The following is a 22,841-nucleotide window of genomic DNA, read 5'->3' as shown; positions in this document are numbered from 1 at the left end:
AGTAATTTTTAGAAATTTTTCTTTATTCTTATAATCGATCATCCGGCGTAATAAAATGGACATCCATTTTATTACGGAAATAAGTAAGCTGTCTTTTTGCATAGCGACGGGAATTTTGTTTTAAGCTATCAAGGGCTTCCTCTAGGGTACATTTGCCATCTAAATAATCATATAATTCTTTATACCCGATGGCTTGTATAGACTGCACTCCACGGATATTTTGCTGCCATAATCCCTTCACCTCTTGCAGAAGACCATTTTCCACCATTAAATCAACACGACGATTAATACGGTCATATAGCACGTCACGGGACATGTTTTGACCTAGCCCTAAAATAACATGGTCGTAAAGGGGTACTTCCCCTCGATTTTGCGCTTCTGCTGCTTTTGATACACCGCTTAATTCCAGCATTTCTAATGCACGAATAACACGACGTGTATTGTTTGGATGGATTGTCTCCGCTGTTTGAGGGTCTAGTTGTTTTAGTTTGTCATGCATTGCCTCAGGGCCAAGCTTTGCTAATTCCTCATAGTAGGCTTTTCGTGCTTCTTCATCTACTTTTTCATCAGTAAATTGGAAATCATAGAGGACAGCTTGTACATATAAGCCAGAGCCTCCTACTATTATAGGTAATTTTTGACGAGCTTGTATTTCCGCGATCTTCGCACGTACTAATTTTTGATAATCTGCTACCGAAAAAGATTCTGTAGGCTCTAAAAAGCTAAGTAGATGATGAGGAACGCCCTCCATCTCTTCTTCGGTAATTTTAGCTGTCCCAATATTGAGCCCTTTATAAACTTGCATGGAATCACCATTAATGACTTCACCGTTATATTTTTTTGCCAGTTCAATGCTTAATGCCGTTTTACCTGAGGCAGTCGGTCCCACTATTGCTACGACCTCTGCCTGCTGCAATTTAGTTTCTATCATATTTTTCTAACCACCGTAATAAAACTTGAAAGACCGCTTCTTGATTGTCTTCATTTAAAATTTCATGTCGTTTATCCTCGAATAAATAAACCGTTACATCCTCTACACCCACCGCTGCTAACTGTTCAGCAACTTTGTAAACGCCTAGCCCCTGTTCACCAACCGGATCTTTACTGCCACTAATCAAGAGAATAGGGAGGTCTTTTCTTACTTTTGCTAATTCTTTTTTACGATTTAGTGTGGCAAAGCCAGTTGTCAAATCCACGAAAAATTGATTCGTTGGAATAAAGCCACAATAGGGATCATCGATATACTTTTCCACCTCTTGTTGTACTGAACATAACCAATCATAGGCAGTCTTCGGATTGGGAAATTGCTTATTAAAGCTACCAAAGCTCAATTGATTTAACAGCTTACTTTCAGTTTCTTTTCCTAGTCCCTTAGCTAAAGCCTTGGCTACTAGATTTCCTACAGCATGCAAGGCTGTCACATTTCCAGTACCACAGAGAATAACATTATCTACTTGCTCTCCGTATAATTGAATATAGCGTCTAGTAATGAAAGAACCCATACTATGGCCAAAGAGAATTAATGGTACATTAGCGTATGGTACGTGAAGTTGTGTAATCACTTCATGAGCATCTTTTACAACACGCTCAAATCCGTTTTCTTCAGCAAAAAAGCCCAATGTCCCATTATATGCTGCCGTTTCACCATGCCCACGGTGATCGTGCATCGTCACAACATAGCCTGCTACGTTGAGTGTTTTCGCAAATGTTAAATAGCGACCGCTGTGCTCTGCCATGCCATGCAAAATGTGAATATGTCCAATACATGGCGTTGAAGGCTCCAATGTTCGCGTGAAGACAAATTGTTCATCCGACATTTGAATATAACGCTCCATCCCTTACTCCCCTTCTTTCACAAAATTTGTTGCATCGTTAATGGCTTGCTCTAATTCAGCAATATATCTATTTTTTTGCTCCTCTGTATAATTTAAGCGTTGTTGCATCACCTGAATCACTTGCTGTTTATAAAGCTTTACTGCTTCAATATCGAAGTATAATAAACCAGTCCGACGGATAAAGAAGTCGCTTGGTGTATAGACCATTTCGGCTTCAATGCCATACAGTAGCATCGCATGTAAGGCAAGAGGCATTGTACTACCATGTTCATGTAAAAATTTCACCCGATCAAATAAGGCATCTACATTCGTGCCATACTTTTGTACGAGATGCTTGGCTTCATCATAATTTAAGCCATATTGTACGCCTTCACGAGCTTTATAGGCAATATAGTCAGGGAAATTAATAGCGTTAATTCCCTTTGCACCAGAAAGTGCTAGCTCACGTGTTAAACAGGCACTTGCATGCTTGTAGCGACGGGTCTTCACAATTTTATCCACAATCGTTTCAGCCATTTGGCGATAGCCCGTAAGCTTACCACCCGCAATCGTCATTAAACCACTTGGCGCTGTCCAAATTTCATCTTTCCTTGAAATTTCTGATGGATCCTTACCTTTTTCATAAATCAGAGGTCGGACGCCTGCCCAAGAGGATTCAATTGTGTCTCTTGTGATAGTAGCAGTTGGAAAGACCTTTTTAGCAGCCTCAATTAGATAATCCACATCTTGCTGTGTTGCCACTGGATGTACAGGATTACCTTCATAGACAGTATCCGTAGTCCCTACATAGGTTTTGCCATCTCGTGGAATGGCAAAGGCCATACGACCATCAGCAATATCAAAATAAACAGCTTGCTTTAGCGGGAAATCCTTTTGTTTGAGGACAATATGAACGCCCTTTGTTAGACGTAATTGCTTGTTATCTGCTACTTTATCTTTTTGTCGTACGTCATCAACCCAAGGACCCGTTGCATTCACAATTTGGGCGGCATGGACATTGAGCATTTTCCCCGTCACATGATCCCTCACTTTAATGCCAACAAGCTTTTTCTTTTCATAAATAAATTCCGTCATTTCAGCATAGTTGAGGCAAAGCGCTCCATATTCTACAGCCTTTTTTAATACTTCAATTGTTAGACGGGCGTCATCTGTACGGTATTCTACATAATAGCCACCGCCGACTAAGCCATCTTGATTGAGTAAAGGCTCTAATGCCAGGGTTTCCTGAGCATTTAACATCGTTCTACGTTCATGTTTTTTGACGCCCGCCAAGCGGTCATAGACCTTTAATGCCATAGATGTTGTGAAGGGACCGAGTGAACCCTTTTTATATAAAGGTAATAGCATTTTTTCAGGCGTTGTGACATGTACAGCATTATCATAAACAATTTCACGCTCTCGCCCTACCTCGGCTACAACTCCTACATCAAATTGCTTTAAATAACGTAGACCACCGTGAATCAATTTGGTTGAACGGCTCGACGTACCAGCTGAAAAATCCTGCATATCAATTAATGCGACAGAAAGGCCTCTTGATGCGGCATCTAATGCAATTCCTGCACCTGTTATACCACCACCAATGACTAATACGTCAAAGCTATAGTGCTCTAGATAATATAAAATTTTTGGTCGCTGCTCAAATGAAAACATACCTTTCTCCCCCAATAGCTATGATTTAAAAATTCGTGTTGCCTCTACTGCCTTCTGCCATCCTGTATACAGAGCTGTGGCTTGTTCTTCATCCATGTGAGGTTGATAGGTTTCCCCACTCACCCATAATGCAGATAAAGCCTCTTGGTTTGGCCAGAAGCTTGTCGCCAGCCCCGCTAAATAGGCTGCACCGAGTGCTGTTGACTCATTCAGTTTTGCTAGCTCTACTTGTAGCTGTAAAACATCACTTTGGAACTGCATTAAAAATTGATTTTTGACAGCTCCACCATCTACACGGAGTACTTCAATCGGAGTACCTGCTGCTTCTTCCATTGCATCTAGTACATCTTTCGTTTGATAGGCTAATGATTCTAGTGTTGCTCGAATAAAATGTTCTTTTGATGTTCCACGTGTTAACCCAAAAATGGCGCCACGTGCATCTGTATCCCAGTAAGGTGTACCGAGTCCAACAAAGGCAGGGACAACATAAACCCCATCGGTATGATCTACTTTTCTAGCATAGGATTCAGAATCCTCTGCTGTACGAATCATCCTAAGTCCATCGCGTAGCCATTGAATAGCTGATCCTGCTACAAATACACTACCTTCCAATGCATAGGTCACTGTCCCATCAATTCCCCACGCAATGGTTGTCAATAAACCATTTTCCGATGTCACTGCCTGCTCTCCTGTATTTAATAGCATAAAGCAGCCAGTGCCATACGTGTTTTTAGCCATTCCTTTGGTAAAACAAGTTTGTCCAAAAAGTGCGGCTTGCTGATCACCCGCAATTCCAGCTATCGGAATTTTTTCTCCAAAAAATATACTTGGAGCCGTTTCTGTATATATTTCTGATGAATTTCTCACTTCTGGAAGCATGGACATTGGGATAGCTAAAAGCTCACAAAGTTCCTCATCCCACTTCAATTCATGAATATTGTAGAGCATTGTTCGAGCTGCATTTGAGTAATCGGTCACATGAGCCTTTCCCTTTGATAATCGCCAAACAAGCCATGTATCAATCGTCCCAAATAATAAATCCCCATTGTCTGCCTTTTCACGAGCGCCTTCAACATTATCTAAGATCCATTTAATTTTTGTCGCTGAAAAATAAGCATCTAAGCGAAGCCCTGTCTTTTGCTGAAAATGTTCTTCCTGTCCTTGTTCTTTTAAGGTATTCACAATGTCCTGTGTTTGGCGTGATTGCCAGACAATCGCATTGTAAATCGGCTGACCTGTGTGTTTATCCCACACCACTGTTGTTTCGCGCTGATTGGTAATGCCGATCGCATGAACCTCACTTGCTTCATGGCCACTTTCGGTTAATACCGCCGCAATAACGGACAAGATAGAACCCCATATTTCATTGGCATTATGCTCTACCCAGCCAGCCTTTGGAAAAATTTGTTGAAATTCTTTTTGTGCTACATGAACAATTTGACCTTTTTTATCAAATAAAATGGCTCTTGAACTTGTCGTTCCTTGATCAATCGCTAAAATAAATTCACCCATCCATTTTCCCCCTCTCCCTTACATAACCCGTTTAAACATTTTTTCCACTTCATATGATGTAAAGTGAATAAGCACTGGACGTCCGTGTGGGCATGTAAATGGATTATCTGCATTGCGTAAATCTCGTAGCAATGTTTCCATTTGCTCTTTTGTTAAATAATGATTGGCTTTGATTGACTTTTTACAGCTCATCATAATTGCGGCTGCCTCACGTAGTTTTTTGATATCAGCCTTTTTAGTTGTCAACACCTGTTCAATCAAATCCTCAATGATTTCCTGTTCCTCCCCTTGTGGGAACCAACTCGGATGCTCACGTACAACAAAAGATGACTGTCCAAATTCCTCTAAAAATACGCCTACAGCTTCTAATTCATGCCTGTGTTCTCGTAAGATCAGAGCTTCATCTGCTGCATAATGGAATGTTAGTGGTAACAATAATACCTGACGTTCATGAGGATTAACTTGACCGACTTTTTCACGGAAGAATTCGTATTTAATACGTTCCTGAGCAGCATGCTGATCAATTAAATAAAAACCATCCTCCATTTGTGCAACAATGTATGTGCCATGGATTTGTCCCACTACTTCGAGTTCAGGAAAGGGTTCCTTCGTAGGCATCTCTTCTAATATTTCCGACTGTACGGCTATTGTTACTTCATCAATTGTTTCAGCCTCTATTTGTGATGTAGGCTGCCAACTTGTCTCTCGAACCGTAGAAATAGGCTTAGGCTCATCTATTGGTTCAGGATTGTTTTCTTGAATGGTTTGGACATCATATAATTTTTCTACGATGGCATTCATTTTCTCTACATCGATCTTCGGAGCAGGCTTCCAAATGTTTAATTGCTCAGTAGCTGGTTTAACTATTTTTTCTTTCTTTTCCATTTGTGGGACTCGAATAATGTTGCGTATTGTTTCACGAATGGTTTCCTCTATTAACTTTAAAAGCTCAGCCTCTTTACTTAAACGAATTTGATGTTTTGCAGGATGCACATTCACGTCTGTTAAGTAAGGATCACCCTCTATATATAGAACAACTATTGGGAAGCGCTCGATAGGTAAATACGTATGGTAAGCATCCACAATGGCCTTTTGTACTAAATAATGCTTGACCCAACGACCATTAACAAATAGAGACATATAATTTTTAGAAGCACGTGTTACCTCTGGTAAGGATACAAAACCAGAAATTCGATAATCATGTGACTCGCCTTGGAATGACACCATTTTCTTCGCATTATGTATTCCATAAATAGCTGCTAGCACTTGTTGTACATCTCCTCGGCCATTTGTTTGCAGTAGTTGTTGACCATTATGCAATAATCTGAATGCTATTTGTGGATTACCAAGTGCGAGGCGATTCATCAGGTCTATTGTATGCCCTAGTTCGGTTTGAATGGTTTTCATATATTTTAAACGGGCAGGTGTATTAAAGAATAGCTGGGAGACTGTTAAATCAGTCCCTTTACGTAACGGACCAGGTTTATGAGTGAGGATATGTCCACCTTCAAGTTCTAAATGTGTTCCAGATTCACCATTTGATGTAATCAATGTCATTTTAGAAACAGAGGCTATGGATGCTAAAGCCTCACCACGGAAGCCAAGTGTTCGAATACGAAATAAATCATGTTCCTGATGAATTTTACTAGTAGCATGACGAGAGAATGACATTAGAGCATCCTCTTCATCCATACCGCTACCATTATCTATTACTTGAATAGAAGTGAGACCTGCTTCTAGTAAAAAAACATCAATGGACGTACTCCCAGCATCAATAGCATTTTCCACTAGCTCTTTGACAACAGAAGCTGGCCTTTCTACTACCTCTCCTGCTGCGATTTTATTGGATAGCCATTCGTCCATAATTTGTATGTTTCCCACTAACGTATCACTCCTTTATTTTTTAGCGTTCACTAGCTCTTGCTGTAGCTCATATAAAATATTCATTGCCTGCATCGGTGAAGTACCTAGAATATTTACCTTTTCTAATTTCTTTAGCACCTTTGTCTCGGCTGGGGAAATCGGTTCTTCTTCTGTAAATAAAGACATCTGTATTGGTTGTTCAGCTATCACCTGTGTTTCGGCAACTACCTCTTTCCCTGCCTCAAAGTTCTCAAGTAATACACGTGCTCTAGCTAAAATTTCCTCAGGTAATTGAGCAAGCTGTGCCACATGTATACCATAGGATTTATCAGCCGCTCCTTTTTTCACCTTATGCAGGAAAACGACCGTACCATTTTTTTCAGTGGCTGAAACATGCACATTTTGTAAGCGTGGCAAATCCTTTTCAAGTGCTGTCAATTCATGATAGTGCGTAGAAAATAACGTATTGGCTCCTATTTTGTCATGAATATATTCCATCATCGATTGTGCCAAGCTCATACCATCATAGGTCGATGTTCCACGTCCAATTTCATCAAATAGCATTAAGCTATTTTTTGTTGCATGCATAATAGCATGTTGCGATTCAAGCATCTCCACCATAAATGTAGATTGTCCTGCCGCTAAATCATCAGCCGCCCCAATCCGAGTAAAAATTTGATCGGTAATTGGTAGCTTCGCTTTTTCAGCAGGTACATAGCAGCCCATTTGTGCCATAACAACAATTAATGCTACTTGACGCATATAAGTACTTTTACCAGACATATTCGGCCCTGTAATAAGCATCATATTGTTCTGCTCTTCTAGCACACAATCGTTTGGTACATACATTTGCTTGTTCAGCATTTTTTCAACGACAGGATGGCGTCCTTCTATAATTTTAAGGGCACGTCCACCATGAAATTCTGGTTTCGTAAATCGATATTTTTCTGAGACGCTTGCAAAGCTTAATAAGACATCCAATTCACTAATGTTTGCTGCTAGTGCTTGGACACGCGGAATATAAGTTTTTAATACATCACGAATTTCTACAAACAGGTTGTACTCTAATGTTAAGCTTTCTTCTTCAGCATTTAAAATCAATGCTTCTTTTTCTTTTAGTTCCTGTGTAATATAGCGTTCCGCATTTGCCAGTGTTTGTTTTCGCTCATAGCGTGTTAAATCTGCTAAATGAATATTTGATTTTGTAATTTCTATATAATAACCAAAAATGCGATTATAGCCTATTTTTAAATTTTTAATACCCGTTTTCACACGCTCTTCTTGTTCAAGTTGGGCAATCCAATCCTTACCATTACGAGCGGCATAGCGAAGTTCGTCTAAGCGTTCATTATAGCCGTCACGGATAACATCCCCTTCTTTAATGGTAATAGGGGGATTATCTGTAATCGCTTTTGCTAATAATGCCTCGACATCTGAGCATGTATCAAGTTCCGCACCTAATTGCTGTAATGTTTCTTTATTTGACCCCACCAACTGCTGTTGAATAGTTGGCACTTGGCGTAAAGAATCACGCAATTGGGCTAAATCTCGTCCACCCACATTGCCAAAAGCAACACGACCAGCCAAACGCTCTAAATCATATACTTGTTTTAAGGATGCTTGAAGCTCTGTTCGTACAAAATATTCTTCCAATAAATCCGTAACAATCGCTAGTCTAGCCTCGATTGCTGAACGTGTGGCAAGCGGTTGGTGTAGCCATTGCTTTAATTTCCGTCCACCCATCGCTGTCACCGTGTCATCTAATAGCCATAAGAGTGTACCTTTTTGATCGCCACCACGAATCGATTGAATCAGCTCTAAATTGCGCTTTGAGCTAGAATCAATGCGTAAATAATTTTTAATTTCATTAAACGTGAATGCCTGAATATGTGATAAAGATCTCATTTGTGTTTGGTCAATATAAGCTAACAATCGAAGACACGCAATTTGTAACGGTTGTGGTACAGCTTCTAGATAACTTGCTGCTTTGTCCATTGGCATTTCATTCACTTCAATTGAAAGTACGATCCCAGCATTGACGGCATGCTCTGCTAATAATAGCTGCAAACTATCCGTTACAATCAGTTCTCGAATTCCGTAAGCCTGCATTTGCATTAATAAGGCTTTTCCATCGCCTTCAATAGAAGACGCTACGGCTTCACCTGTGGATAAATCTAAATAAGCATAGCCAAATGTTGTGTCATCTAATTGCTCTGCCGCTCCAATAAAATGATTAGATTTACCATCAAGAGCCTTTCCTTCCATAATTGTTCCTGGTGTGATAAGCTGAACAACTTCACGTTTGACCACACCTTTTGCTTGCTTTGGATCTTCTGTTTGTTCACAAATAGCCACTTTATAGCCTTTTTGCACAAGTGTTTCAATATAATTTTTAGCCGAATGATGCGGCACACCGCACATTGGTATTCGCTCTTTTGCGCCTGCATCTCGGCTTGTTAATGTAATTTCTAAAATTTGTGAGGCATTGATTGCGTCCTCAAAAAACATTTCATAAAAGTCACCTAATCTAAAAAATAAAAAGGCATCTTTGTAATCTTCCTTTACCTGTAGATACTGTTGCATCATTGGTGTATATGTTGTCATATCACTATTTACCTCGCTCTTGCCTTATAGATATATTTATTATAACAAAAGATACATGCGAAACGCTTTATTCACCTTTTTTAAGATGCTAGCATTTCGCATGTATCAAAAAATGATGTTTTTTAGACTTATCTTGGTCGTTCATCAGGAAACGATGAAGACTCTAACACATACCTGCCTTCTCCTTCAGGACTTGAAGAGGAGCTAGAACTAGAGCTTGATGAGGATGAAGATGAACTTTCATCATTAAGGCTCCAATCTTCTTCATAGTCTAGTGGATGGACACTAATACAAATTGTTGTTTCACCCATTACCTCAACAACTACTTCACGTTCCACTACAATTTCAAACTTTGTACCACATGGAGAGATAATCGCTTCAATACAATTTGGTTCTTGTATCACACGTACACGAACATCATCACCAACGCTAATTTCACCGTCTCGATAGTGAAGCTTCACTTTGTCTTTATAGTGAATCGTTTCAGAAAACACAGCTGTTTTCGAATGATTACTATAGGCATACCAAACATTGACATCAAATTTCCCTGTTACTTCTACAAATTTCCCGACTCTTTTTGCAGAGCAAGTGTGATTGATTACCCAGCACCCTAAAATACTTGTCGGTTTATTTGTTGGTGATAATGTTACACGTTCTTCCGTTCTCTTCTTCCCTTTGGCAACTACTGCTTTCGTCACGATTTGTCGTAAACGTTTCAGCGCAATTCCTCCTTCGACTCTTTTCACTCCATCATATGCAGGTAGCGCCCATTGGGTGAACATATATTTTTAGAGAATGAAATGGATCATTTAAAACTTTTCGATGAGAGGTCTATTATAGCAGCTGAATGCTTCAATAGAAGAAGACGTAAAAAAAGCTCGAATGACAGCATTCGAGCTTTGATTTCTATAATCTGTTAAGAGCAGCTACCTGGTTGAGTATTTTCTACGTATGAACCCGTTTCACCACGAAGAACATCGCCACCAGTTGAGCGAATAATTTCATTTGTAACATTATTTGCGATCGTATTTGAAACAAGTTGCAATAAATCATTAACATCGCCTTGTGATTCTTTAAATTGTTGCACAACTGGGATGGCATTAATTTCTTCCTCGATTTTAGCAATTTTATCTTCAATCATTTTTAATGCTTTTTCTTTCCCTAGGTGTTGGAAATTAACCGCTTGTTTTTGTAAGCTTTTTAAGCTTGCAATACGTTCACGTACTTGTTGATTTTCGTTAATTTGCGCTTCTGCTTTTTTGAAAAATTCAACCTCTGGCGTATTTGCAATCATATGTGCAATTTCATGTGATTTTTTAATTAAATCTTCTTTTGTATATAAGACTTGTGTCATTTATGCTTCCACCTTTTCATTTTTTACGACTTCCACAAATTCACCAGTAAGTGAATAGGATGTAGTCTCTGTTATTTTTACTTTCACTAATTGACCAATTACTTCTGCTGGTGCTTTGAAGTTAACTAAACGATTTTTCCTCGTATAGCCCGCTAACACATCGTCGCGTCGTTTACTTGTGCCTTCAACTAATACTTCGACAACCTGACCATTTAAACGCTCTAATGCTTTGCGAGAGTATTCACCCACCACTTCATTTAAACGTTGAAGACGCTCTTTTTTCACCTCTTCAGGTACATTGTCAATCATTTTTGCAGCTGGTGTACCTTCACGCGGCGAATAAATATACGTAAAGGCTGCGTCAAAGCCAACTTCACGGTATAAGGACAATGTTTCCTCAAACTGTTCCTCTGTTTCATTCGGATAGCCAACGATAATATCTGTTGTTAAGGTTACTTCAGGTATTGCCGCTTTAATTCTATCCACTAAACCAAGGAAATGCTCGCGTGTGTATTTACGCGCCATAATTTTTAGCACGTCATTCGAGCCCGATTGTACTGGTAAATGGATATGCTCCACTAAGTTGCCACGCTTTGCAAGAACTTCGATTAAATGGTCATCAAAGTCACGTGGATGACTCGTTGTAAATCGAATCCGCGGAATATCGATCTTTCTTAATTCATCCATTAAATCGCCAAGACGATAATCAATATCCTCAAAATCTTTACCGTAAGCGTTGACATTTTGCCCCAATAACATAATCTCTTTGTAGCCCGCTGCCGCTAGCTCACGAACTTCAGCAATGATTTCCTCTGGTCGGCGACTGCGCTCTTTACCACGTGTATATGGAACGATACAATACGTACAGAATTTATCGCAACCATACATAATATTAACCCAAGCCTTAATGGAGCCAAGACGTTTCTTCGGCAGATTTTCAATGACATCGCCTTCTTTAGACCAAACCTCTATGACCATTTCTTTTGACATGTAGGCTTCTTTTAAAATGTTTGGCAGACGGTGAATATTGTGTGTACCAAACACCATATCAACATGTGGGTAGCTTCTTAAAATTTTATTAACCACAGATTCCTCTTGCGACATACAGCCACAAACCCCTATTAGCATCTCAGGGTTTTTTCGTTTATATTTCAGCAGGAAACCAAGTTCTCCAAATACTTTGTTTTCTGCATTTTCACGAATAGCACATGTATTTAGCAAGACAACGTCAGCCTCTTCAATCACCTCTGTTGGTGTGTAGCCTAGCTGCATAAAAATCCCGGCCATTACTTCTGTGTCATGCTCATTCATTTGGCAGCCATAAGTCATGATATGATAACTTTTTCCCTCGCCTATTCCACGGAAACCGTTTTCTAAAGCATATTGAATATGTTCAGCTACTGTTTTACGTTTTTTTCCATCAATCATTGATGGCCCTTGAAAATATGTTGAATAATCTTTTTCTGATTCTTTATTTTTATTTTTCGGTAATGTTTTTAGTTGTTCTTGCTCTAATTCAAAAACACTCTTACCTGTTCTCATTTCTTCACTCACTAAACGGACGCTCCTTCCTCACAAATGAATTATACAATTATTTTTATGTTTTATCATTAATAAGCAAAAAGTAATTGTTACAAAACTAAAACGTCACATTTCCTGTCCATACAAATAATTTTTACTAATCCTTTATAATAGATGAAACTTCACCTTTCTCAATAGTTATAACAATAATTAGAATAGTTTATAAATAATTCCAAACCTTTGTTATTATTGATTTATATAAAACAAAGGAGTTTAGGCATTATAGGCTTTACTGTTGTAGCTGACAAATCAGTGGAATTACAAACGATCTTGAAGGAAAACCCGACATAAGTAATTTTGAGTACAAACCAGGGTATTTTTGAGTAGATAATGATATTACTTCAATTTATGACTTACATTCAACTGCAAAAGATGAATTGTTAGTTGTAAATGGAGGCACAGCTTTGGACAGATTGCATTATTATCAAAGGTTACAAGTGAAGAATTTAAACCTCTTTTAGCTAAAGAAGGTGGCGGTTCAAAATATATAATGGCTTTAGCTCAAACTGTTATTGTTGATGGTAAAACTGTGTCGAACAATTTGTTTTCAGATTATTTGTTCTACAATCAAAACAGGCTATACTAATATTATTTTGGAAGCAACACCCTCAAAGTTATAAAACTAAAGCTAATGAATACGAAAATGTACGAACATTGAAAGATTGAGATATTATTGATCAATAATAAATAACAAAAGACACCAGAGTAATGAACTGCTCCCTGTCAAGTAGACAGTGGAAATAATAAAAAATGTATTAAGCGGCTTGAGCCCTGAATTCTAAAGGACTCAAGCCGTTTAATCGTTTCTGATAACGATAGTAATTATAAAAATGAATATAATCATCAATCGCTAGTTTTAACCCTTCATATGAATCGAACTTATGCAAATAATACTTCTCACACTTCAATGTGCCCCAAAATGATTCAATTGGTCCGTTATCAATACATCGACCAACACGGGACATACTTTGTGTCATATTGGCTGTTTCCACAATTCGTTTAAATCCCTTCGATGTATATTGAAAACCTCGATCACTATGTATTAATGGCTGCTCGCCTGATTGTAATGATTGAATAGCTGATTTTATTGTTTTGAAAACAAGGGAATTATTATTCGAATGACCTAACACATAACTCATAATTGAACCATCATATAAATCGATAATTGCACTTAAATAAGGTTTTTTCCCGTTTCTATACTTAAACTCTGTGACATCTGTACACCATTTTTCATTTGGCTTTTCCGAGGTAAATGCCCGATTAATACGTTCTCCGCCACTGATGCGCTGGAGATTTACGATAAGGCTTTCTCTTTCGCCTAATAACGGACTTCAATCCACTCACCTGCATTAAACGATAAATACGCTTCTCGTTAACCGTCGCTTGATTATTCTTTATTCGCTGACGATTGATTGTCAATGTCATACGACAATAGCCGTAAATGCCATCTACTTGGTGGTAAAGGAGATCAATATCCTTTGAAATGGCTTCATTTTCAACTTCTCTGTTAGATGACTTACGACTTAGCCACTTATAGTAAGCGGCGCGCGAAACACCCACGATTTCACATAATAAAAGAATCGAAAGTTTCTCCTCTTGGTGTAATTCTTGAATTGCTAAATAGCGTTGTTGTAAGCGAATTTGGCTTAGCGACGCCTCCTTTCGATTTACCTCTAACTTTTTTAAAAATAGATTTTCAGCACGTAAGCACTCATTTTCACGCTCGATTCGTTTGATTTCTAACCTTAAGTTTTTCTTCGGCTGTTAATTCAACTTCATTTTTTGTTCGACCGCGATGATCACGTAATCCCTCTTCATCAGTCGCTTCAAATTTCTTCACCCAATGGTATACCTGTTGATACGAAACATCATAGGCTTGTGCTGCTAATTGATAATTTTTCTGGCTCTTCAAACAGTAGTTGACAATTTGAATATGTTCCTCAAACGTTTTCTTTCTTCCTTATATAGAACTATTTACTTATGCAATATTTGCACAGATTTAATAAATTATTTAAATTTAAAATGTACAGATTTAATATTTCATAAATCGAATATTTAAATAAAGCACTACGTTAAATAAAGATTATGAAAAGCTATATAATTTTATCTTTGGTTAAAACCCTATTAATAATTCCACAATTGGATAATCATTATCAAAATTGTTAATATTTGTTTATTTTTGTAAATTATTATGTTATTATATAAATAATCTACTAGAAGGAGGTTACTAAATGGAAATAATATAGTTTACTAGATATTGGTTGTCACACAGTGTTGAGAATCATATTATTAAAAGGATGGGATAAAAAATGAAAAAAATTATTACAGGAATCGTTGCAATAATTTTTATGTTTTCAATAACAACGCAGTTTCCCGCAACCGCAGCACAAATAGAAAATGAAACAATAGATAATTTATCGACTATTCTTACAAGTGTATTAGAATTAGATAAAGAATTTGATAAAACAATAGGTTTCGATGGAGACTATATTGCTATAGATACTAATTTAGCAAAAAAACAAGGTGCAACAGATTCTGATATCAAGCTTGCAATATCAAAAGTAAATGAACATAATCAAATAATAAACGATACATTGGCTATACAGCCATTTGTAACATATGATGAAAATGGTTTTTATTTTGATGAAGAGTCAGCTAGAAAAGAAAATGTATCTGAAGACTTAATTGAGTCTACTACAAAAGACTTTGAATTAATGAATTCTGTCCAGCCGTTAGCTGCATGTAACGGTAAAAGTAAGTATGAAAAGACTTCAGTTGGATTCTATACTTACTTTGATAGTTGTCAAGCTTCCAAGATAATAACTTATATTCAAATTGGAGCAGGAATAGCTACACTTGGAGCTGCTATCGCTGCCTTTATTGCTCCTCCTCTTGGATTAGCTACTATTATTGCAATAGGATTAATTGATATTGGGGCAACTGCCTTAAACTTATCAAGCGTTAAGGACTGTGGATTATGGATTAAATGGACAGGTACAGTAAATCCAGATCCTTTCTGGATAGGTTCTCAATGTTAATTATTAAAAAAGGGGGATAGTTGTGTTATCTATAGTTCCTATTATTCTTTTTGGTATTTCACTCACCCTTTGTATTGTACTATTTCTTAGAATGAATCGAATCAAAGAACGTAAAGAGAAATTACCTCTAATAATTCTATTTAGTTTCACTCTACTTAGTTTTTTAGTGCTATTGTATTCTGCACTATTTCATTAAATAACATTGTTATTTTTTTGAAGTGGGAATGAGCAGAACCTCTGAATCAGACTACTATTCAGAACGATGAAAGCTGAAAAAACACTCATTTGTTTTAGAGTTAAAAACAAATGAGTGTTCTTTTTTATGCTATTCTAGGTCACGTGCGCACACGCCTTTTCTTATACTACACTATATTTACAATGTCATAAAATTACCATAAAATACACACTCATTTTCACTTATATATTTTGTAATTTAAACATAAATTGATATGATAATAGTGGGGATTAAAGAATAACTTAAAATAACAAATATACCTTTTTAAGAGGTGATAAGAGATTGAGCTATAAGTATGATTTGTCGATTCGGCAAATATAAATCGGTAAAATTTAAATATTCTCATCAAAATATGTTTGAATATTCCGAAACTGTTATTGCTATAAATAACCAAAAGAAAAAGCACAGTCTGTAAAGATAAGATTCTATCATTTCATTTTTAAAAATTATTTCTTTAAAAGACCAATAATTCTACTAATTTTATAGGAAACTAAATAATTCTCTACATTTCTCTCTATCTCCACTTCCTTCTAAAAGCGAATATATTTGAAGTAATTCAAAATAACCTTAGTGCTCCACTATTTTTATTTGATATCTAAGTGACTTTTTTAAAAGCCGCAGCAACTATATAATGTATTGTATCAGATACATAATTGTTATATCTGTAATCTGAATAGCTACTTTCTCTTAGATAATCAATTAAGCGAATTAAGTCTCCATCGAAAAAATCTTTGAGATGTTTTCGTTGATATCATTTCAATATTAATAAGATTATTGGTTAAATCTTTTCCTACTGTTGGTTTAGTTTTTCTTCTAAAGTCAACAAATCAATCTTTATATCTTTAAATTCATTAGATAAACTTTAAATAATTTGATTTCGGATTTATACAATTTATGAAAATACTCTATAGCTTTTAATTGTTCGATATTATCCACAGCGCTCTCAAAAGAGTCTTTCCTAACCCTATTGTCATACACATGTGAACTCGCTATTAAAAGATTTTATAAGCATAATCAATATTATATTCACTAATTATTTTTAACAAATTGAAATACCCATCATTTTCAATTTTATTTTTGCGCAATTCATCCGTTATTTCCAATAAAGTACTACAATATTTTTTTACTATATTTGAAGGTACCAATTTTTATTTATCAGCTATTCGAAGCTTTCTAAAACAATTTCATCTAAAAGATAATCCTTTCTTTGATTCATTCTTATTAAAGCATTTTCTATACCTAAATTTAATGTCTCATAACGCTTTTCAATATCTAAATCACTTAACAAAATGAAATAATAAATACGAATCTTAAAGCCCTATCCTTCATTTCACATATGCTAACCATTGCTTTTGTTAAAATACTTGCTGTATTTTATCTGTAAATATGAATGATACAATTTCAGCTTTATCCAACGCTTGATATTCATATCTTCTTTATATAGTAATGCATCCGTGTATTGCCCTTCTTTCATTAATTGCTTTGCTTCTATTTTTAATTTTTCATTCTTCATGTATTTAAATAGTGTTTTTGAAGGAAGTAGTGACCATACATGCTTCGTCTGGACATATGTTCGTTCATGATGAACCTGGTATAAATAATCATCCACCACATATTGCATTAAATTATACCCGCTTGCGGTCACATAGTAGCTTGAAGCCCCTGCTCGCAAATTCATTTCAAATAGCTTGTATTTCCCGTCCCTTGCATCATATTTCATATCAAAATTAGCAAAGCCCGTATAGCCGATGTCCTCTAAAAAATGCCGAATGGATTCCATTAGCTGTTCATCATAATCGGTCATAACAGCTAAAGAAATACCTTTGTTTTGTGGAGATGGATCTTCGAGTAGCTTGTTGCTAAGACACATTAATTTTACTTTTCGATCTCTTCCTACATATACATCTAGAACACGGATATAGGAATCGTCGCCTGGAATAAATTCTTGAACGATTAAGGTGTCTTGATAGCTAGAACGATAAATACAGCCAATGATGTGCTGCATCTCATCTGCATCGTGCACTAGATATATTTTTTTCTTTTCAGGAAAGGAACAGTTCGTATAGGCCACGGTATTGGAGGGTTTAATAATAATGGGATACTGGATTGGAATTTCTCTATTTGAATGATGTTCCTTTGTTATAATGATGGTTTTGGGGTATTTTAACTGATATTTATCACAAAGCCTGTAGAACTTCTCCTTTGTTTGCACCCTATTTAGTAAAGCCTGATCAATGTAAGGTAAAATAAAGTACTTTTCAAGCTGCTCTTTATTTTCAATGATAAGCTCTGCATAGTAGCAGTCACAAACTAATAAAATCAATTTCTTTTGTTGGCACTGCATGGCCAATCCCACTAGCGCTTGTACAAAACGGGTAGGATCATCTAAATGTTCAACGTATTGAAAATCCAGAATACCGCTATTCTGCGTGGCAATTCCCTGTGAGCCTTTCAAAAGGAGTGAGCGCATCGTCCTCCCTTTTTTTACTGGCTCAATGACAAGACTTTTCATGCGGTAGGCTGCATAAAATGAGCGTGCTACCCCGTATGCATGCTGACCCGATTGTATAATAATAGGTAAAAAGGGTTGTTCTTTAATAGATGTCAATCTGAATCGCCTCACATTATAAAAATGAATTTAATCATTTGTATGCGAGTAAAATTGTACTTATGTAATACGAATAAAAGGCACTACATTGAAGCTTTAGTGCCCTTTACTCAACCTATAACGTCATCATTTTTTTCACTCTCTGTTCAAAGGAGGCAATAGCTTGAACGCCATAACCCTTTAGCAGCTCTGTATTGGCAAATGTATATTTACCTAAATCATCTGGGAAATGTGCATCAGAGGATACAGTAAAAGCAACTCCATGCTCAAGTAAGGTTTGTAAAAAACGAGGACCCGGGCACATTTCCTGTACAGGGTAACGATAATACAGCCCGGCATTGATTTCAGTGGCGGTTTCAGTAGACGTTAGTGCCTTTGCAATACGTTTATACCAAACTTCAAGAAACGCACGATCCTCCACCTGATAATTAAATACTTTAAAATTATCTAAATGGGCAACAAAATCAAACATATTGGAAAGAATCATTTTCTCTACTACTTTAAAAAAACGCTCATAATTTTGTTGTAAAGAGGGTTGATCCATTTGCTCAAAAAGATACTTTGTTTGTGGATTATCAAAGCCCCACCCATCAACAAAATGAACAGAACCAATTACATAATCCCAAGGATAACCTGCTAGCAAAGCAGTTAATTCCTCCTCACCACCAACAAAATAATCTGCCTCTATACCAAGTCTCAGTGTAATGCCATGTTGACGCCATTTTTCCTTTGCCTGCTGAATGGTCGTCACAAAAGCATCCATATTTTCTGTCATCACACGATCCAGCCAATAGCGCTGAATTTGTCCAATTTTACTTTCATCCAGCCTCATAAATCGCTCAAAATAGGCACGCGTTTCTTGAAAACGATATAAGTGATCGACAATCCCCACCTCACGTAAGCCAAGCTGCTTTGCCTGTTCGAGATATAAATCCAACCATTCCTCACTATAACAGCCATTTTTCACACGCCTTGCTAGCCGCTGTAAATGACAAGTTATTTGTTGTTTGGAGCCTTTTTCCGTTTCATCATTCGAATGAAAAAACTCCAGTGCCTGCGATGTACGCTCTAGCCAGCGAAATGAATAAGGTCCCTCTTCTAAATGTACATGATAATCAATTGTCATCCACTCTTCCCTCCATTACATATCGTCCATTTTTCCTCATACGCCTGCCATTCTAATGGACAAGTGCTTTCGCAAAGAATTTCTGTACATTCATCAAGATGACAGATTTGAAAAAATGATTTGCCATTAATTTTAGATACATCGGCTAATAAATAACTCACTTTGCTATGCTTGAGCATTTTCTTTGAAATAAGAGATTCATCCAAATCGTAATCATAAACAATGCCCTCACTCATGCCACCACACGATAAAAAGGCCTTATCAAAATTCATATTATCTAGCATTTCTAACGTCATAGCACCTGCAACAGAAGATTGTTTTGGATTCGCCGTACCTCCTAGTAATATAACCTTGCCTGTCATGCGTCGTTCTTCTATGGCTAAATTAAATTGAATAGCTGCTGCAATTGAATTCGTTACAACCGTTATATCTTCCACAGCTAGTAAAAAATCGGCTATATGTACTGTTGTAGTACCTGTATCTACTGCAATAGTATCGCCGTCGCAAATGCGTTTTGCAGCAATACGAGCAATTTGTCTCTTTGCGTCCTTGTGCATTTGTAGCTTGCGTAAAAATACCGGTTCATTACGTACATTCGTATATTTAATAGCCCCGCCATGAACTCTTGATAATAAATGCTGTTGTTCTAATTCATCAAAGTCTCGGCGAATTGTTTCTGGTGCTACCTGAAGGGCATCGGCAATATTGGCAACAATAATTTTCCCTTCAGAATCTAATTGTTTTAAAATAAATTCAAATCTTTCCAGTTTAGCGTAAGTCATGATAGCGCAATCACATCTTCTTGTGCGACATAACACTTATAGGATTTTCCCATTTCAATCGAATACCCTTGTTGATGCAGTTGTTCCATTGTAAACGCCATTTCTCCTTCAAACGTAGTACGAATAATATTGCCGCTCATTAATGATTGTTTGGCAACCCCAAAGAGACATAAGTCCCCATCTCGTTGATCGAGATGTAACGCCTCAGGTCGTATAGCAAATTTCGTGGCTTGCTCTATTAAAGATGCTCCAAGCATTTTTTCTAAAGTTTGGCGAGGAAAAACATTATAATGACCGATAAAATTAGCAATAAATTCATTATTTGGTTTCGTATAGATTTCCGTTGGCGTACCATTTTGGGCAATGCTGCCATTATTCATGACAAATATTCTATCCGAAACAGCCATTGCCTCTTCCTGATCATGAGTAACTAGAATCATTGTCATATTTAATTTTCGCTGAATTGCTCGTAAATCTACTTGAAGTTTTTTGCGAATTTGAGCATCGAGCGCACTAAGCGGCTCATCTAATAACAGTACTTTAGGTCGGACAATTAATGCACGGGCTAGAGCAACACGCTGCTGTTGACCTCCAGATAATTCTTTCGGGTACGCATTAGCTTTCTCACTTAGATGAACAAGCGCTAGCATTTCATGAACACGCTGCTCTATATCTGCCTTATTAACTTTTTGCATACGCAAACCAAAAGCAACATTTTCGAGCACAGTCATATTAGGAAAAAGTGCATAGGATTGAAAGACCATACCCACTTGACGATCCTTCGGTTGTACGCCACTCATATTTTTTCCTTCAATCAAAATCTTACCTGCCGATGCATCTGTTAAGCCTGCAACAATACGCAAAATCGTACTCTTTCCACAGCCACTAGGACCTAATAGTGTGATAAATTCTCCTTTTTGAATTTCCATATGAATATTGGTTAAAACAGATACTTGTCCATATTTTTTATGAAGCCCTTCAATAACAAGATAACTCATAGATTTGTAGCACCTTTCGATCGTTTCGTTACGATAGCAATGACGAATGTTAAAAGACCCATTAGCACGAGATAGATGAAAACAACAGCACTAGCAATATGTCCACTTGTGCTAAGCTTTTTCATTAAATAAATTTGAACGGTTTCAAAGCGAGAACCTACAACAAGATTAATTAAGACAAACTCACCAAATAAGACAGAGAAGGATAATAATGCCCCTGCAAATAAGCCTGGATAAACGGTAGGCAGTAAAATTTTTGTGAATGCCTGCCTTTTGGATGCGCCTAGTAATTGAGCGGCATCAAGTAGCTGCCTCGCATCTATATTTCTTAAACTATTTCGTGTACCTTGATAGATATAAGGAAGAATTCCCACAACATAGGCACCTAAAACAACAAATATCATCGGTATACCTATTTGGCTATAAACGCGTATAAACCCTACAGCTAAAATGATTCCTGGAAAAGAATACACCATCACCACTGCCATCTGTATCCATTTTTCATATCTTGGAAAGTATAGGACGATGACGAAAATGGCTGGCACAATGACAAGGAGTGCAATGCTAACTGCCCCCCCTGCTAAAAATACTGAACGACCAAATGCCTGAATAAAATCGGTATCCTGAAACAATGTGGAAAGCCATTTTAGTGTGAGTCCTTCTGGCAATATCGTTTTATTCCATTTTGTTGCAAACGCATAGAGCATTGTTGCTAACACAGGTAATAGTAAATATCCCACGAGCAGAAGGAAAAAGAAATCAGCCAAACCACGCTTTTTCATTTTACTTTCCTCCTTGTTTTAGAGATGCTCCACTCACTGATCAGCATGGCCGTCACCATTGTCACTGCTAATATAACTGCAATGGCACTGGCTAGCTCTGGCTGAGCAAAAATATCACCTTTTATTAAGGAGCCGATACGAATCGCCACTAAATTATAATTACTGCTTGTTAATGCATAAGCAGAGGCATACGCACCCATAGCATTGGCGAACAATACACTAAAGGTTCCCACAATTCCTGGGAGCATAACAGGGAGACCAATTTTCATCCAAAACTGCCAGCTAGATGCACCAAGAAGGGCTGCCGCCTCCTTCCACTGTTGCTGAATTCCATCATAAATGGGATATAGCAGCATTAGTGATAATGGCAGCTGAAAGTAAATGTAAATAAGTAACAAACCGCTCCAACTGTATAATGAAAAGGATGTCAACGCCTCAATATCCCATTTGTCAAATAACAATGTAAATAAACCACTATTGCCAAGTAAAACGATAAAAGCAAATGCTAGCGGAATACCTGAAAAATTGGAGGTTAAGTTAGTAAGTATTAAAATCTTCTCCCGTACTGGCTCTGAAAACTTCATCATGGCATAAACTGCAAACAAGGTGATAAGTAACGCAATCATAGCTGAGATAACAGATAAAGTAATACTATTTTTAAAACCTTGAAGAATGTAGTCGTTCGTAAAAATTGATTCATACTGCTTCAGAGTAAAGCCCTCACTATTTTGAAAGCTTGTAATGAGCATATATAGGAGCGGTACTAAGAAAAACAGTAATAGTAATACAAGAAAAGGCGAAAGCCAAGCAATGGATTGCCGCTTCGATATCAACACACTCACTTCTTTCTATAAATGACTTGCGGCTCATGGG

The 22,841-nt window shown here is 37.2% G+C and carries 17 protein-coding genes and 1 pseudogene; 1 reads left to right on the top strand and 17 read right to left on the bottom strand.

Translation table 11 applies throughout. The features are described from left to right. Nucleotides 1-28: 28 nt before the first annotated feature. The 10 genes and pseudogenes from miaA to LBYS11_RS23480 all read right to left on the bottom strand — a co-directional run. A complete protein-coding gene (gene miaA, locus LBYS11_RS05590) occupies nt 29-931 on the bottom strand; it encodes a tRNA (adenosine(37)-N6)-dimethylallyltransferase MiaA (RefSeq protein WP_103117611.1) in 903 nt (300 codons plus the stop codon). Beyond that, nucleotides 918-1,835, bottom strand: a complete 918-nt coding sequence (locus LBYS11_RS05585; protein ID WP_103117610.1) for an alpha/beta fold hydrolase — start codon at nt 1,833-1,835, stop codon at nt 918-920. The genes miaA and LBYS11_RS05585 overlap by 14 nt, the downstream gene beginning before the upstream one ends. A gap of 3 nt (nt 1,836-1,838) precedes the next feature. Next, nucleotides 1,839-3,485: a glycerol-3-phosphate dehydrogenase/oxidase gene (locus LBYS11_RS05580; RefSeq protein ID WP_103117609.1), complete on the bottom strand. Its 1,647-nt coding sequence runs from the start codon at nt 3,483-3,485 to the stop codon at nt 1,839-1,841. Nucleotides 3,486-3,503: 18 nt separating this feature from the next. Continuing rightward, the gene (glpK, locus tag LBYS11_RS05575; protein ID WP_054550562.1) at nt 3,504-4,997 is read right to left on the bottom strand and encodes a glycerol kinase GlpK; all 1,494 of its coding nucleotides are present in this window, start codon (nt 4,995-4,997) and stop codon (nt 3,504-3,506) included. Between the two features lie 18 nt (nt 4,998-5,015). Then, nucleotides 5,016-6,878: a DNA mismatch repair endonuclease MutL gene (gene mutL / locus LBYS11_RS05570; RefSeq protein WP_103117608.1), complete on the bottom strand. Its 1,863-nt coding sequence runs from the start codon at nt 6,876-6,878 to the stop codon at nt 5,016-5,018. Nucleotides 6,879-6,893: 15 nt separating this feature from the next. Further along, nucleotides 6,894-9,464, bottom strand: coding sequence for a DNA mismatch repair protein MutS (mutS, locus tag LBYS11_RS05565; RefSeq protein WP_103117607.1), 2,571 nt, complete (start codon nt 9,462-9,464; stop codon nt 6,894-6,896). Nucleotides 9,465-9,592: 128 nt separating this feature from the next. Further along, nucleotides 9,593-10,246 carry an outer spore coat protein CotE gene (gene cotE / locus LBYS11_RS05560; protein WP_175400709.1) on the bottom strand — a complete coding sequence of 218 codons (654 nt, stop codon included), beginning with the start codon at nt 10,244-10,246 and terminating at the stop codon, nt 9,593-9,595. Between the two features lie 134 nt (nt 10,247-10,380). Then, nucleotides 10,381-10,818: a YlbF/YmcA family competence regulator gene (locus LBYS11_RS05555; RefSeq protein WP_004225842.1), complete on the bottom strand. Its 438-nt coding sequence runs from the start codon at nt 10,816-10,818 to the stop codon at nt 10,381-10,383. Next, on the bottom strand, nt 10,819-12,360 hold the full coding sequence (gene miaB / locus LBYS11_RS05550) for a tRNA (N6-isopentenyl adenosine(37)-C2)-methylthiotransferase MiaB (protein WP_036219113.1): 1,542 nt from the start codon (nt 12,358-12,360) through the stop codon (nt 10,819-10,821). A 794-nt stretch (nt 12,361-13,154) separates the two neighbouring features. Next, nucleotides 13,155-14,359, bottom strand: a pseudogene (locus LBYS11_RS23480) (IS3 family transposase); the annotation flags it as partial. A gap of 349 nt (nt 14,360-14,708) precedes the next feature. Here LBYS11_RS23480 and LBYS11_RS05530 point away from each other — a divergent pair. Continuing rightward, complete coding sequence (locus tag LBYS11_RS05530; protein WP_233732487.1) at nt 14,709-15,437, top strand: hypothetical protein; 729 nt, start codon at nt 14,709-14,711, stop codon at nt 15,435-15,437. A 1,394-nt stretch (nt 15,438-16,831) separates the two neighbouring features. Here the strand turns inward: LBYS11_RS05530 and LBYS11_RS23930 are convergent. The 7 genes from LBYS11_RS23930 to LBYS11_RS05500 all read right to left on the bottom strand — a co-directional run bounded on the left by LBYS11_RS23930 (nt 16,832) and on the right by LBYS11_RS05500 (nt 22,810). After that, a complete protein-coding gene (locus LBYS11_RS23930) occupies nt 16,832-16,960 on the bottom strand; it encodes a hypothetical protein (RefSeq protein ID WP_255409654.1) in 129 nt (42 codons plus the stop codon). Nucleotides 16,961-17,011: 51 nt separating this feature from the next. Continuing rightward, nucleotides 17,012-18,280, bottom strand: a complete 1,269-nt coding sequence (locus LBYS11_RS05525) for a carboxylate--amine ligase (RefSeq protein ID WP_103117604.1) — start codon at nt 18,278-18,280, stop codon at nt 17,012-17,014. A 115-nt stretch (nt 18,281-18,395) separates the two neighbouring features. Next, nucleotides 18,396-19,406, bottom strand: a complete 1,011-nt coding sequence (locus LBYS11_RS05520) for a histidinol phosphate phosphatase domain-containing protein (protein WP_103117603.1) — start codon at nt 19,404-19,406, stop codon at nt 18,396-18,398. After that, nucleotides 19,403-20,188: a DeoR/GlpR family DNA-binding transcription regulator gene (locus tag LBYS11_RS05515; RefSeq protein WP_103117602.1), complete on the bottom strand. Its 786-nt coding sequence runs from the start codon at nt 20,186-20,188 to the stop codon at nt 19,403-19,405. Before LBYS11_RS05515 ends, LBYS11_RS05520 begins: the two co-directional genes overlap by 4 nt. Next, nucleotides 20,185-21,186 carry an ABC transporter ATP-binding protein gene (locus LBYS11_RS05510; RefSeq protein ID WP_103117601.1) on the bottom strand — a complete coding sequence of 334 codons (1,002 nt, stop codon included), beginning with the start codon at nt 21,184-21,186 and terminating at the stop codon, nt 20,185-20,187. Before LBYS11_RS05510 ends, LBYS11_RS05515 begins: the two co-directional genes overlap by 4 nt. Continuing rightward, nucleotides 21,183-21,968, bottom strand: coding sequence for an ABC transporter permease (locus LBYS11_RS05505; RefSeq protein ID WP_103117600.1), 786 nt, complete (start codon nt 21,966-21,968; stop codon nt 21,183-21,185). The genes LBYS11_RS05510 and LBYS11_RS05505 overlap by 4 nt, the downstream gene beginning before the upstream one ends. Further along, nucleotides 21,965-22,810 carry an ABC transporter permease gene (locus tag LBYS11_RS05500; RefSeq protein WP_181574653.1) on the bottom strand — a complete coding sequence of 282 codons (846 nt, stop codon included), beginning with the start codon at nt 22,808-22,810 and terminating at the stop codon, nt 21,965-21,967. The genes LBYS11_RS05505 and LBYS11_RS05500 overlap by 4 nt, the downstream gene beginning before the upstream one ends. Nucleotides 22,811-22,841: the final 31 nt, after the last annotated feature.

The sequence above is a fragment of the Lysinibacillus sp. YS11 genome, from assembly GCF_002896375.1.
In the GTDB taxonomy this organism is placed as follows: Bacteria; Bacillota; Bacilli; order Bacillales_A; family Planococcaceae; genus Lysinibacillus; species Lysinibacillus capsici.
This window is presented reverse-complemented; position numbering and strand designations above follow the sequence as displayed.